General features: G+C 68.7%; 17 protein-coding genes. 5 read left to right on the top strand and 12 right to left on the bottom strand.

What is annotated here, in order from left to right:
• Positions 1 to 110: 110 nt before the first annotated feature.
• The 3 genes from proS to MLG87_RS01295 all read right to left on the bottom strand — a co-directional run bounded on the left by proS (position 111) and on the right by MLG87_RS01295 (position 2,965).
• The gene (gene proS / locus MLG87_RS01305; protein WP_243293422.1) at positions 111 to 1,952 is read right to left on the bottom strand and encodes a proline--tRNA ligase; all 1,842 of its coding nucleotides are present in this window, start codon (positions 1,950 to 1,952) and stop codon (positions 111 to 113) included.
• Positions 1,953 to 2,156: 204 nt separating this feature from the next.
• Positions 2,157 to 2,606 carry a GatB/YqeY domain-containing protein gene (locus MLG87_RS01300; protein ID WP_243293421.1) on the bottom strand — a complete coding sequence of 150 codons (450 nt, stop codon included), beginning with the start codon at positions 2,604 to 2,606 and terminating at the stop codon, positions 2,157 to 2,159.
• Between the two features lie 104 nt (positions 2,607 to 2,710).
• Positions 2,711 to 2,965, bottom strand: coding sequence for a ferredoxin (locus MLG87_RS01295; protein ID WP_026853950.1), 255 nt, complete (start codon positions 2,963 to 2,965; stop codon positions 2,711 to 2,713).
• 134 nt (positions 2,966 to 3,099) lie between these two features.
• On the opposite strand from MLG87_RS01295, the gene MLG87_RS01290 reads away from it, so the two are divergent.
• The 4 genes from MLG87_RS01290 (at position 3,100) to recR (ending at position 5,509) form a co-directional block, all read left to right on the top strand.
• Positions 3,100 to 4,017, top strand: a complete 918-nt coding sequence (locus tag MLG87_RS01290) for a thiamine-phosphate kinase (RefSeq protein WP_243293420.1) — start codon at positions 3,100 to 3,102, stop codon at positions 4,015 to 4,017.
• Positions 4,014 to 4,532, top strand: coding sequence for a DUF2062 domain-containing protein (locus MLG87_RS01285; protein ID WP_243293419.1), 519 nt, complete (start codon positions 4,014 to 4,016; stop codon positions 4,530 to 4,532). The genes MLG87_RS01290 and MLG87_RS01285 overlap by 4 nt, the downstream gene beginning before the upstream one ends.
• A gap of 1 nt (position 4,533) precedes the next feature.
• Positions 4,534 to 4,836, top strand: a complete 303-nt coding sequence (locus MLG87_RS01280) for a YbaB/EbfC family nucleoid-associated protein (RefSeq protein WP_243293418.1) — start codon at positions 4,534 to 4,536, stop codon at positions 4,834 to 4,836.
• A 73-nt stretch (positions 4,837 to 4,909) separates the two neighbouring features.
• On the top strand, positions 4,910 to 5,509 hold the full coding sequence (gene recR, locus MLG87_RS01275; protein WP_243293417.1) for a recombination mediator RecR: 600 nt from the start codon (positions 4,910 to 4,912) through the stop codon (positions 5,507 to 5,509).
• A 310-nt stretch (positions 5,510 to 5,819) separates the two neighbouring features.
• On the opposite strand, the gene MLG87_RS01270 is transcribed toward recR, so the two are convergent.
• From MLG87_RS01270 to MLG87_RS01250, 5 genes are all read right to left on the bottom strand, one after another.
• Positions 5,820 to 6,101, bottom strand: coding sequence for a 2Fe-2S iron-sulfur cluster-binding protein (locus MLG87_RS01270; protein WP_243293416.1), 282 nt, complete (start codon positions 6,099 to 6,101; stop codon positions 5,820 to 5,822).
• A gap of 59 nt (positions 6,102 to 6,160) precedes the next feature.
• Positions 6,161 to 7,570, bottom strand: coding sequence for a cryptochrome/photolyase family protein (locus MLG87_RS01265; protein WP_243293415.1), 1,410 nt, complete (start codon positions 7,568 to 7,570; stop codon positions 6,161 to 6,163).
• A 29-nt stretch (positions 7,571 to 7,599) separates the two neighbouring features.
• The gene (locus MLG87_RS01260) at positions 7,600 to 7,941 is read right to left on the bottom strand and encodes a P-II family nitrogen regulator (protein ID WP_243293414.1); all 342 of its coding nucleotides are present in this window, start codon (positions 7,939 to 7,941) and stop codon (positions 7,600 to 7,602) included.
• Positions 7,942 to 7,950: 9 nt separating this feature from the next.
• Positions 7,951 to 9,273: an ammonium transporter gene (locus MLG87_RS01255; protein ID WP_243293413.1), complete on the bottom strand. Its 1,323-nt coding sequence runs from the start codon at positions 9,271 to 9,273 to the stop codon at positions 7,951 to 7,953.
• A gap of 179 nt (positions 9,274 to 9,452) precedes the next feature.
• Positions 9,453 to 9,965, bottom strand: a complete 513-nt coding sequence (locus tag MLG87_RS01250; protein ID WP_243293412.1) for a YqgE/AlgH family protein — start codon at positions 9,963 to 9,965, stop codon at positions 9,453 to 9,455.
• Between the two features lie 48 nt (positions 9,966 to 10,013).
• Between MLG87_RS01250 and MLG87_RS01245 the strand changes: the two genes are divergently transcribed.
• On the top strand, positions 10,014 to 10,754 hold the full coding sequence (locus tag MLG87_RS01245; protein ID WP_243293411.1) for a hypothetical protein: 741 nt from the start codon (positions 10,014 to 10,016) through the stop codon (positions 10,752 to 10,754).
• Here the strand turns inward: MLG87_RS01245 and MLG87_RS01240 are convergent, their stop codons facing one another.
• The 4 genes from MLG87_RS01240 to MLG87_RS01225 form a co-directional block, all read right to left on the bottom strand.
• Positions 10,755 to 10,970, bottom strand: coding sequence for a hypothetical protein (locus MLG87_RS01240; RefSeq protein WP_243293410.1), 216 nt, complete (start codon positions 10,968 to 10,970; stop codon positions 10,755 to 10,757). It lies immediately after the preceding gene.
• A complete protein-coding gene (locus tag MLG87_RS01235; protein ID WP_243293409.1) occupies positions 10,967 to 11,452 on the bottom strand; it encodes a MogA/MoaB family molybdenum cofactor biosynthesis protein in 486 nt (161 codons plus the stop codon). The genes MLG87_RS01240 and MLG87_RS01235 overlap by 4 nt, the downstream gene beginning before the upstream one ends.
• Before the next feature lies 1 nt (position 11,453).
• A complete protein-coding gene (gene purE, locus MLG87_RS01230; protein WP_243293408.1) occupies positions 11,454 to 11,951 on the bottom strand; it encodes a 5-(carboxyamino)imidazole ribonucleotide mutase in 498 nt (165 codons plus the stop codon).
• 75 nt (positions 11,952 to 12,026) lie between these two features.
• On the bottom strand, positions 12,027 to 12,452 hold the full coding sequence (locus MLG87_RS01225; protein ID WP_243293407.1) for a hypothetical protein: 426 nt from the start codon (positions 12,450 to 12,452) through the stop codon (positions 12,027 to 12,029).
• Between the last annotated feature and the right edge of the window lie 34 nt (positions 12,453 to 12,486).

The following is a 12,486-nucleotide window of genomic DNA, read 5'->3' as shown; positions in this document are numbered from 1 at the left end:
GATACCGCGTCGAACTCCTCGCCGATAGTGCCGCTATCGTCATCGTCGTTCTCCTTGTCTCGCTTGGGCGGCGCCCCTTGCGCGACCGCACCCCAATTTGAAGGGAGGCCCTAACGTCCCCCCGCGGTTTCCAGTTCCTGCATGATGCGGTCGCGGGCGGCGGCAACCTCCGCGGCGGCGGCCTCGGGCTTGAGCTTGAGGACCTCCTTGGTGCGTCGGTCGCGCAGCTCCACGATGCCGTCCTTCAGGCCCTTGGCGCCCACCGTGAGGCGCAGGGGGAAGCCCAGCAGGTCCGCGTCCTTGAACTTGGCGCCGGGGCTCATGCCCTCGCGGTCGTCGTGCAGCACCTCGAAGCCGGCCTTCTCCAGATCCTGCTCGACCTGGGAGGCCACGCCAGACACCTCGGAATTGGCCGGATCCAGGCACACGATGTGCACCTGGTAAGGCGCGATGGGCCAGGGCCAGATGATGCCGTCCGCGTCGTAGTTCTGCTCGACGGCGGCGGCCACGGTGCGGGTGATGCCGATCCCGTAGCAGCCCATCACCATGGGGTTCTCCTTGCCCTGCTCGTCCAGGAAGGTGCAGCCCATGCTCTTGGAATACTTCAGCCCGAGCTTGAAGACCTGGCCCACCTCGATGCCGCGGAAAGCCTGGTACGTCCCCTTCCCGCAGCGGGTGCAGGTGTCGCCCTCGGCGGCCATGCGCAGGTCCGTGTAGGTGCAACCCGGCAGATCGCGCACGGGGTCCAGCCCGAAGTGGTGGTAGTCCGTGTGGTTCGCGCCGCAGGTGAGGTTCACCGCGCCTTCCAGGCTGCGGTCGATCAGGAACTGGACATCCTTCAGGCCCACGGGCCCCATGAACCCGCTCTTGGCCCCGGTGAAGGCCTCGGCCTCCTCCAGGGGCATCATCTCCATCTCGGCCGCCCCGATGGCGTTCTTCACCTTGACAGGATTGACCTCGTGGTCGCCCCGCAGCACCGCGCCCACCAGCTTCGTGGTTCCGTCCGCGAAGGTGGCCCGGTAGAGGAAGAACTTGCTGGTCTGGGTGATGGGCATGCCCTGGGGATGATCGGCGTCGATCATGCCCGCCGCCTGTTCCACCTGACCGACGACACCCGGCGTGCGGAAGTGGTCCTTCTTCAGTTCGAATGCTTTCCCATGATCGCCAGCGTGAAGCGCTGGCGCTTCCGTCTTCTCGATGTTGGAGGTGTAGTCGCAGGCATCGCAGCTGAGGATGGCGTCCTCGCCGCTGCCCGCCAGCACGTGGAACTCGTGGGTGAAGCTGCCGCCGATGGCGCCGCTGTCGGCCTCCACCGGGCGGAACTTCACGCCCAGGCGGCCGAAGATCCGCTTGTAGGCGTTGAACATGGCCCAGTACTCGCGGTCGGCGCAGGCATCGTCCGGATGGAAGGAGTAGCCGTCCTTCATGGTGAACTCGCGGCCTCGCATGAGGCCGAAGCGGGGCCGGCGCTCGTCGCGGAACTTGGTCTGGATCTGGAAGAGGTTCATGGGCAGCTGCTTGTAGCTGCGGACGTTCTTCCGGACGATGTCGGTGATCACCTCTTCGTGCGTGGGGCCGAGGCAGAAGTTGTAGAACTCCCGCTCGTCGGGCTTCTCGCCCCGGGCGCGGCGCTCGGCCATCTCGGCCTTGGCCTTGCGGTCGCAGAAGCGCAGCAGCTCGTCGCCGTAGAACTTCCAGCGGCCGCTCTCCTGCCACAGCTCCGCGGGCAGCACCGCGGGCATGAGCAGCTCCTGGCAGCCATCCTTGGCCAGCTCCTCGCGGACGATCTCCTCGAACTTGCGGATGCTCCGGAAGGCCAGCGGCAGGTAGCTGTAGATACCGGCGGCCACTTTCTGGATCATGCCGGCGCGCATCATGAGCTGCTGGCTCACCACGTCGGCATCGCGCGGCGTCTCGCGCAGGGTCTGGATCAGGAGCTTCGACTGCTTCATCAGGGGCCTCGAATCTCCAAGTCTAACCCAGGCAGCGGCCACATCCGGGCCAGGAATGCCGGACCGCGAAAGGCGCGATAGGCCCTGCGGGCCTATGCGGAAGCACCTTAGCGAAAAAGAACCAGGTCGCTTCCGGAGGTCAGAGATGGAAGCCCGGGCCAAGAGCCCGGCCCCCTTTCGCACCTTTTCGCGTGCTTCGCGGTTTCAATTCAAAAGGCTCTGCACCAGGGCGCTGGCGGCCTTGCCGTCGAAGGCGCCGCCGTGGGCGGCCTGGAGGGCCTTCATGACCAGGCCCATGTCTTTCTTCGTGGCGGCGCCGGTCTGGGCGATGGCGGCCTTCACGGCAATCTCCAGGGCCGGCCCCTCCAGCATGGCGGGCAGGTAGGGCTTCAACAGCTCGATCTCGGCCCGCTCCTGCGCCGCCCGCTCGGCCTGGCCCACCTTCTCGAACTGCGCGATGCTGTCCTCCCGGGACTTCACCAGGCGCTTGAGGACGGCCAGGGCGTCGGCCTCCTCCAGGGTCCCCTGCGGGCCCAGCCCCTTGGCCACCGCCTCGTTCTTGTAGGCGGCGAGCGCCATGCGGAGCACCTGGGTCCGGGCGGCATCCCTGGCCAGCATGGCGGTTTTCAGATCGGCCTGCAGACGGTTGAGCATGGGAACCTCCGGGGACTTCCATGGTGACGCAGTTGCATCTCGAAGTACAAAACGGGCGCCGATTGGCGCCCGTTCTCATCTGAAACGGCGAAGCCGTTTCAGCCTTAGGCCTTCTCGAACTTGATGACTTCCACGGGGCAGCCGGCCGCGGCGGCCTCGATGCTGGCCTCCAGGTCGGTGCCGAAGCTGCCGGAGAGGGGGCTCTGCTCGTCCCGGTTCTCGGAATCGATGCCGTCCTCGCGCACGGAGCCGTTGATGTTGCAGCTGGTGTCGGTGACGTGGAACACGTCGGGGCACTCGGCCTCGCAGGCATTGCACACGATGCAGCCTTCGTCGATCCAGACTTTGGTGATGGCCATGGTCGTCTCCTCGAGATTCAATGGGGGCCCTGGCAGGGGCGAACCCAATCAACCTAGCATCGCGCGGGCCTCTGACCAAGCATCGCCTGGCCTCCAGGGGCGTGGGAGACTGGAGTTGTGACGGAGGTCCGCCCATGCGCCTGAAGGAAACGGGAATTCTTGCCCGTATCCGGGAGCTTCTGCCCGGCGGCGGCACGCTCGCGGACGATTGCGGCGCCCTGCCCCCAACCCCGCCGGGTCAGACCCTGCTGGTCACCACGGACCTCATGGAATCCGGCCAGCACTTCCGGCTGGACTGGCACCCCCCAGACCTTCTGGCCCGGAAGCTGTTGATGGTCAATCTCTCCGACCTGGATGCCTCCGGTGCCCGTCCATTCGGCTACACCCTCACGCTGGCCCTGGGCCCGGAGATCGACGGGGACTGGCTGGAGACCTTCCTTGCGGGCCTGGCCGGGGCCTCCCACGAGGCGGGTGTCCAGGTGCTGGGCGGCGACACCGTGGGCCGGCCCGCGGGGCTGGGCCTGGGTCTCACGGCCTTTGGCTTCGCCGCCCGCTGGCTGCGGCGGGACGGCCTGCGGCCCGGTGACCGGATCTTCGTGGACCAGCACCCCGGTGCCAGCCTGCGGGGCCTGCGGAAGCTCCAGTCGGGTCAGCGCTGGAACCCGGCGAAGCCCGACGCAGATCTGGAGGCCCATCTGGCGCCCCACCCGCGTCTGGGCCTGGGCCCACGCCTGGCGGAGATCCCCGAGGTCCATGCCTGTCTCGACCTGTCGGATGGCCTCAGTCGGGACCTTCGCAACCTGGCGGAGGCCTCGGGACTCAGCATCGCCGTGGAACCCGGCCTGGACGAGGATGCGCTACGCGGCGGCGAGGACTACGCTCGCTGCTTCGGCGCCGCCCTGCCTCCGGCGGAATTGGAGAAGCGCCTCGGCCTGCCACTGATTCCCGTGGGCGCGGTCCTGCCCCGCGGGGAATCACCCCTCCTGGCCTATGATGGAGGATCGCTCCGCCCCCTGCCCGACCTCAGCTTCGACCACTTCGGACCTTCATGACGCACCACGACAAGACGCACATCTGGGCCCGAACCAAGCGGTTCCTGGCAGATCCCGACCTGGAGCCGCACCACCTGGCCTGGAGCTTCGCCCTGGGGTTCGCCATCGCCTGGAATCCGCTGCTGGGCACACACACTGGTCTGGTCGTCCTGTTCTGCGCCCTGGTGAAGAAACTGCACCGGCCCCTCGCCTTCCTGGGCGCCTTCACCAACAACCCCTGGACCATGGTGCCCATGGCCACGGGCTCGGCCCTGTTCGGCAACGTGCTGCTGGGACGCGGCCTGCACCTCGATCTCAGCGGCGTGGACTGGAAGAGCTTCGGCTGGCAGAGCTTCACCACCCGCGAGGGCTTCGAGGCTGCGGCCGCCATGCTCAAGCCCATCCTGGTGCCCTATCTGCTGGGCGGTTTCGTGTTGAGCGCGCTGGCCATCCCCGTGGGATATTTTCTGATGCTGCGGCTGGCGCACCGCCTGCGCGGCCCGAAACCGGTACCGACCCCTCTTTCCGGAGACTGACATGGACATGCGCTTCCTGATGAAACAGGCTCAGCAGATGCAGGCGAAGCTCGCCGAGGCCCAGGCCAACCTGCGCATCGAGGGCACCGCCGGCGGCGAGCTGGTGAAGGTCACCCTGAACGGCTCCAAGGAACTCATGGGTCTCTCCATCGCCAAGGACGCCATGGACCCCGAGGATCCCTCCATGCTCGAAGACCTCCTCATGGCCGCTTTCCGCGACGCCACCGCCAAGGTCGACGAGGCCATGAAGAAGCAGATGGGCGGCATGGGCGCGGGCCTGGGCATCCCCGGGCTGGGGCTCTGATGGCCATCAGCTGTCAGCTCTCAGCTGTCAGCTGTCAGTCCGCGGCTGGCATCGAGAAGCAGGGAGGTTCTTTGTGAAGCTTCCGCCGCCCCTCGAGGCCGTGGTGGAGAGCCTCCAGAAACTGCCGGGCGTGGGGGCGAAGTCCGCCCAGCGCATGGCCCTGCACCTGCTGAAGGAGGGGCCCGAGGCCATGGCCCACCTGGCCCATCAGCTCCAGCAGGCCGCCGACAAGGTTGGCTTCTGCCAGGTCTGCGGCGCCTTCACGGACCAGCCCACCTGCCCCATCTGCCTGGATCCGCGGCGAGACCCCTCCAGCCTCGTCATCGTGGCCGAGGCTTCCAACGTGCTGAGCTTCGAGCGCAGCGGCCACTTCCGGGGCCGCTACCACGTGCTGGGCGGCCTCATCTCGCCCCTGCGCGGCGTGGGCCCCGACCAGCTGCGCGTGCGCGAGCTGCTGAAGCGCCTGGAGGACGGCGCGATCCAGGAGATCATCCTGGCCACCAACCCCACCGTGGACGGCGAGGCCACCGCCAGCTGGCTGGCTCGCATCCTCGAGCCCATCGGTGTGCGCACCACCCGCATCGGCCTGGGTCTGCCGATCGGCAGCGACCTCGAATACGCCGATGAGCTCACCCTGGATCGCGCCATGGAGGGTCGCCGGCCCGTCGGGTAGCCTTCCCTTCCTGGCAGACGGAAATTACCTTCGAAGGAAGAACGCGAAGAGCACCAAGAGGAGCTTCGCTCCTGGCGAAGGGCACGAGGATAGCCCATCGCCTCGGCGGAGGACATCCAGGCCTTCGGCCTCAGGTCGTGTGCAGCGCGACCTGCTTCGAGGGCGGCGGATCGAGGCGGCCCCCGAAACCGCCCACATCCGACACCCTCGAAAGGATGTCCGGGATGGGTCGAGGCCCCATTCGCGCTCTTCGCTCGCCCAAAGGGCGTCTTGGCGCGCTTAGCGTTCTGCTTTTCGAAAACGATCCGGGTCAGTACTTCACGGAGACGTCGCCCCGGGCCCAGGCTTGGCAGGCGAGGCGCTGGTCGGGCCCGGCCTTGAGGACTTCGAGCACGCGGCTCTCGGCGTTGCCCTTCTCGCTCAGGTGCTCCGCGCCCTCGATGACGGTGACGACGCAGGTGCCGCAGCGGGCGTGGCCGCCGCAGCGGTGGTTCAGGGGCACGCCGGCCCGGGTGCTGGCCGCCAGCAGGGCGGTCTCCTGTTCGCACTCGGCGCTGCCGGGTTTCTTGCCGTCGAATCGGATGGTGTGCATCGGATACCCATAAGTCAATAAAGCAGAAGGGATAGCGGCGGACCGCTGCCTCCACTCTATCAGGGCGCCCCGGGCCCCAGATGCCCTTTCGCAGTGGCCAGGAAGCGCTCCCGGGCGAAGGCGTGATCCACGATGGGCTCGGGGTAGTCGAGGCGCTGGCGGACCGCCTGCGGCGCCTTCCAGGGCTCGTGGATGAAGGCGGTGGGGCAGTCGGCCAGCTCGGGCACCCAGCGCCTGACGTAGGCGCCCTCCGGATCGAACTTCAGTCCCTGCGAGGTGGGATTGAAGACGCGGAACCAGGGCTGGGCGTCGCAGCCGCAGCCGGCGCACCACTGCCAACCCGCGTTGTTCGCGGCCCAGTCACCGTCCGTGAGCCAGCGAAGGTAGTGGGCCTCGCCGCGCCGGTAGTCGAGCAGCAGGTGCTTCGTGAGGAAGCTCGCGGCCACCATTCGCGCACGGTTGTGGACGAAGCCTTCGGACTTCAGTTGCCGGGCCGCCGCGTCCACCACCGGATAGCCCGTGCGGCCCTCCGTCCAGGCCTCCCAGGCGGCCTCGTCCTCGCGCCAGGGAAAGCCCTCGAACGCGGGACGGAACGGGCGCTCCAGCACCTCCGGCCACTCCCACAGCAGGTGGTGGCTGAACTCGCGCCAGAGCAGCTCGTTGAGGTAGCGGCGCCCGGACTCCCCTGCTCCGGCTGCCGCCACGGCCTGCCAGAGCGCACGCACGGACAGGGTGCCGAACTTCAGATCGGCGCTGAGCCGAGAGGTGCCGGGCAGGTCCATGCGGTCCCGGCCCACCCCGTAGTCCGCCAGAGCCGCTTCCAGGAAGGCTTTCAGACGCTGGTGGGCTGCCCGCTCCCCACCGGCCTGGAGGCGGGGATTGGGTACGAGCCCCAGGGCCTGCGGCGAAGGGATCGACACCGTGTCGGCCCGGATGTCCCCGGGAACCGGCGGGAGCGACCGCGGGGCCGGCAGCGCCGGTTCCAGATCCAGCTTCGCCCCGCAGGCCCGGGCGAAGGGCGTGAACACCCGGAACATGCCGCCCTGCCCGTTCCGCACCGAGCCTGGCGGCAGCAGCGTTTCGCCTTCGAACAGGCGGAAGGCGATGCCCGCGCGGGCCAGGGCTTCGTCCACCCGGCGGTCGCGCTCCCGCGCGAAGGGCTCCACCCAGCGGTGGGCCAGCACCTGTTCCGCTTTCCAGGCCGTGGCCAGGCGGGGCACCACCTCCACGCTGCGGCCCGGCACCACCAGCAGGCGCGAACCCAGGTGCGCCAGGTTGGCCTCCAGGGACACGAGCGACGCCAGCAGGAACTGCATGCGGTGGGGCAGGCCCTGGGCCCGCTCCGTCGAGAAGAAGAAGGGATCCAGCACGAAGAGCGGGATCACCTCGCCCACGGCGGCGGCCGACGCGAGCGGCCCGTGGTCCGCCACGCGGAGGTCCTTGCCCCGGAACCAGACGATGCTGCGCATGCAGAAAGCCTAGCCCGGAAGCCGAGGATTCAGATGGCCTGGCCGCCCCGCTCGCCGGTGCGGATGCGGATGCACTCCTTCAGATCCTGGACGAAGATCTTGCCGTCGCCCACCGCGCCCGCCCCATGGCGGGCCGTGCGGATGATGGTCTCCACGGTGATGTCCTCGAACTCGTCGTTGCAGGCGATGGTGATCTGGACCTTGGGGATCAGGTTGGGCACGATCTTCTTGCCGCGCTGGACCATGATCTCCTGCTGCCGGCCGTGGCCGCTGACCCGGGAGACGGTGATGCGTTCGATCTCGGCCTCGATGAGGGCCTCGCGGACCTCGTCGAGCTTCTCCTCGGGGATGATGGCGGTGATGAGCTTCATCAGAGCCTCCTAATTCAGGTTGTTCAAGCCGTAGGCTCGCTCGCCATGGATCTCATGGTCGAGGCCGGTCTTCTCCACGCCCTCGGCCACGCGGAAACCGACCACCTTCTCCACCAGCCAGGCGATGAGCAGCGTCATGGCCACCGAGAAGACGATGGTGGTCGCCACCGCGAAGGCCTGGACCTTCAGCTGGGAGAGCAGGCCCCAGCCGGGGTGCTTGGCCGCGGCCTCGGCCCACCAGGAGCCGCGGATGAAGAAGGTGAGGCCCAGGGCCCCGACGATGCCGCCGGTGCCGTGGATGCCGAAGGCGTCCAGGGAGTCGTCGTAGCCCAGGCGGTTCTTCAGCATGATCATGCCGTAGCAGGTGCAGGAGGCGATGGCGCCCATGGCGATGGCCCCGCCCACCTGGACCACCCCCGCGGCCGGCGTGATGACCACCAGGCCGGCCAGGATGCCCGAGGCCATGCCCAGGCTGGTGGGCTTGTCCTCGCGGATGATCTCGATGAGCACCCAGGTGAGGGCGCCCGCGGCCGCGGCCACCTGGGTGACCGTGAGGGCCCGGGCGGTCTCCAGGTTCGAGGCGATGGACGAGCCCGCGTTGAAGCCGAACCAGCCCACCCACAGCAGGCCCGCGCCGATGAGGGTGAAGGTGAGGTTGTTCGGGGCCATGGCGGTCTTGGGGTAGCCGTGGCGGGCCCCCAGGAACAGCGCCAGGGCCAGGCCGGCCACGCCCGATGAGATGTGCACCACGGTGCCGCCAGCGAAGTCGATGGCCCCCTTGGCGCCGAGGTTGTAGAAATAGCCGTCCGAGGCCCAGACCCAGTGGCAGAGCGGGCAATAGACGAACAGCACCCAGAGCGTGATGAAGGCGACCCAACCCCGGAAGGAGATGCGCTCGGCCACGGCTCCGGCGATCAGGGCCGGCGTGATGATGGCGAACTTGCCCTGGAACATGGCGAAGGCGTACTCGGGCACGCCGGCCGGCCGGATGGTGTGGTCGATGCCCCGCAGGAGCACCAGGTCCCGGCTCCAGCCCACCAGGCCGCCGAGGGCGTTGGGTCCGAAGCTCAGCGCGTAGCCCACCACCGTCCAGAGCACGCCCACCACGGCCATGGCCGAGAACGAATGCATCATCGTCCCCAGCACGTTCTTGGTGCGGACCAGGCCGCCGTAGAACATGGCCAGGCCTGGCACCATCAGCAGCACTAGGGTGGTGGAGGTCAGCATCCACGCCGTGGTTCCGGTGTCGTTCACCGGGGCGGTCCCGGTGGCGGCCAGGGGGAGCCCCGCGCCCAGGATGGCGGCGAAACAAAGGGATCGCATCCAGGTCATCGGTTCCTCCGGGGAAGCGGGGTGGGCCTGCCGGTGAAATTGAAGATGGAAAGTCTACCTTTGAATCAATCCGTTTAATGGATTGAGCGCCAATCATTAAAATAATTGATACACGTATAACCGGCCCTCCGGGGACCACAGCGAGAAGCGGCCCCGTTCAGCTCCTGTTCAGCCCCTGCTCAGCCGTTGGCGCCGCTGGCCAGGGCCACCTGCCAGAGCCCTGTGGGATCCGGATGCATGAGCCATTCGGAGACCACGGGACGCCGCGTCCACGCGCCCACCTCCAATTCGTGGTCGAGCTGCCCCGGGCTCCACCCGGAGTAGCCCAGGAAGAGGCGGTAGCGCGCCGAGGGATCTGCCAGCAGGGACTCCAGCAGATCCTTGCGGTGGCTCACGAAATGGGTGAGGTCGACCACCGTGTCCTCCTCCGCCGGCAGGCCGCCCTGCACCAGGAGGATGCCCCGCTGGGGATCGACGGGGCCGCCGCGCCAGGCGGTGGCATCCTCGGAGCCTTCATAGGCCAGGCCGCCCTCCTCGCCGACCTGGGCCAACGCGAGGGGCAGAGGTCGGTTGAGGATGATCCCCAGCGCGCCCTCCTCGTCGTGTTCCACCACCAGCACCACCGTGTGCAGGAAGTTGGGGTCCAGGAGAGAAGGACTGGCCACCAGGAGGCAGGGGGCTTCAGGCGTCATGATGCCGAGAATGATAGCCCACGGGGCGCGCCCGGATAGCCTGGAGGGATGCGCACGCCTGCACCATCCCACCTCGGCGCCCTGGGCGAGGGTCTCGCCCTGCTCCGCCGCCACCCCCTGCTCTGCCTGGGGCTGGCGCTGCTGGCCATGGGCCTCTCCCAGCTGGGGCCGGCCCTGGAGCTTGCGGCCGGTGCCGGTCCCAGCCTGCCGGTCCAGGCCCTCTTCGGTCTGGCGGGCCTGCTGCCGTTGGAGATGTACTTCATCCCCAGGCTGACTGCGCGACTGGATGCGGAGCTCCGCAACCACCCGGCCAACCCCGTCGCTGCCTGGCACGACGCCTTCGAAGGCCGCTGGCTGCGCACCTTCCTGCTCCGCCTCGGCCTGAGCGTGGCCATCGGCCTGGGCCTGCTGTGCTTCCTGCTGCCCGGCATCCTCATCCTCACTCTCTTCGGCTGGGCGCCCCTGCGGATGCTGCTCCGCGGGGATTCCGTGCCGGCTGCCCTGCGCTGGAGCCAGGCCGCCATGGCGCGGCATTGGCCGCGGGTCGTCCAGGCGGTGCTCGCCCTGCTGCTGGTGGCCCTGCTCTACCAGATCGTCGCGGGCTGGGCCCTGGATCGCCTGCTGCCGCCCACGGACCCCGATCTGGGCCCAGGGGCGTTGCTTCGCCTGAAGCACCCGGCATTCTGGATCTTCAACCTGCTGGGCGGCGCCATGAACCTCTGGCTCAGCTGCTCCCTGCTGGCGCTGTACCACCGGCTGGAAGCCGCGGTAGCCACGCCTGCGGCCTGATCACTCCTCGTCGTCGAAGAAGCCCGGATCCTCGATCTCGACCAGGTCCCCGGCCTCCAGGGACCGCCGCTGCGCCGAGGTGAGAGGGGCTTCCGCCCAGCGCGGGTCCGTCTTGCCGTGGAGGAAGTGGGCCGAGGGCTCGGCTTCCTCGAAAGCCTCCCGGGTGCGCCAGAGGTGCACCCAGCCCACGTGGTTGATGCGAGCCCAGACCTTCACGTGCAGGGCCCTCCGGCGGATCCTTCCTTCCGCAGCACGGAGACGGCATGCAGGAGCAATGGCCAGGCCAGCTGGATCTGCTCCAGGGCCGCCGCGGGACGGCCGGAGAGGTTGAGGATCACCGTCCGCCCAGCGATGCCGCAGACGGCGCGGCTGGCGAAGGCCAGGGGATGGCCGCCCTTGGCGCGGATCAGCTCGCAGATGCCCGGTGCCTCACGCTCCATCACCCGGCGCGTGGCCTCGGGCGTGGTGTCCCGGGGCCCAAAGCCCGTGCCCCCGCAGGTCAGCACCAGGGGCGCACCCGCGGCGACCGCGGCCCGGAGGTCCGCCTCCAGGGCCGCGGGATCATCCGGCATCAGCGAGGATGTCACCGCCTTCACCCCTTGTCCCTGGAGCCAGGAAGTCAACATCGGTGTCGACTGATCCTGGTACTCCCCGCGCGAAGCGCGGTCCGAGAGGGTGATGAGGTGGACGCGGTCCATGTCAGGGCATCACGAGGTTGTCGTCCGCCAGGGCCTTCTCGGTCTGCGCCTGCCGGTAGGCCAGGTAGCGGTCGCGGATGCCGGCATCCGTGAGCGACAGGATCGAGGTGGCCAGCAGGGCGGCGTTGATGGCGCCGGCCTTGCCGATGGCGAGGGTGCCAACGGGGATGCCCGCAGGCATCTGCGCCGTGGAGAGCAGCGCGTCCATGCCCTCGGTGGCCCAGCCCTTCATGGGCACACCCAGCACCGGCAGGTGCGTCTTGCTGGCGCAGACGCCCGCAAGGTGCGCCGCCCCGCCCGCCGCCGCGATGATCACTTTCATGCCGCGGCCTTCGGCGCCCTTGCAGAACTCGACCACCTTCTCCGGCGTGCGGTGCGCGCTGGCCACATGGGCCTCGAAGGGAATCCCCAGCGCCTTGAACGTCAGCGCCGTGTGCTGCATGGTCTCCCAGTCGTTCTTGGAGCCCATCAGGATGCCCACCAGGGGAGTCGTCGTCATGGTCGCCTCTCAATCACCAGGGGCCAGGAGGGCCGCCTTGGGAAGGGCCATTCTAGCGGAGCCCGAGGACACCTCCTACCACCTCGACCATCCCAGCGCCCAGAGGATGCCCAGGAAGGCCAGGGCTTCCTGGTCCTCGGGATCCATGCGCTGGTTCCGTTCGCGGAGTTCCTCGGGGCCAGGACCGCGCATGACGACGCGGTGGGTGTCCTGGGCAGGATCCTCCAGCAGCACCCAGTCGGGGGCCGTGCGGCCCACCACGGCGGCGCCGATACGCGGGACGGCGCCCTGGGCGCCGGGCTTCCAGCGCACTTCCAGGGACTCCCACTGTCCCGCGTTCATCACGCGCCAGGAGCCTTCGGCCGGTACCGAGGCAAGGTCCAGCACCGCGTCGCGGTCCAGGAACCGCACGATGAGCCGCGCCTGCGGCGCCGCCAGGGCCTCCGGCTTCCGGCAGCCGAGGCCGGCCAGCAGCAGGCACATCACGAGCAGCAGTCGCATCCGGCCCTCCGCCCTCATTTTCGCGCTTTTCCCA

It is taken from the genome of Geothrix mesophila (assembly GCF_022808835.1).
GTDB lineage: Bacteria > Acidobacteriota > Holophagae > Holophagales > Holophagaceae > Geothrix > Geothrix paludis.
Note: the sequence above shows the minus strand (reverse complement) of the source record. Positions and strands in the feature narration are given on the sequence as shown.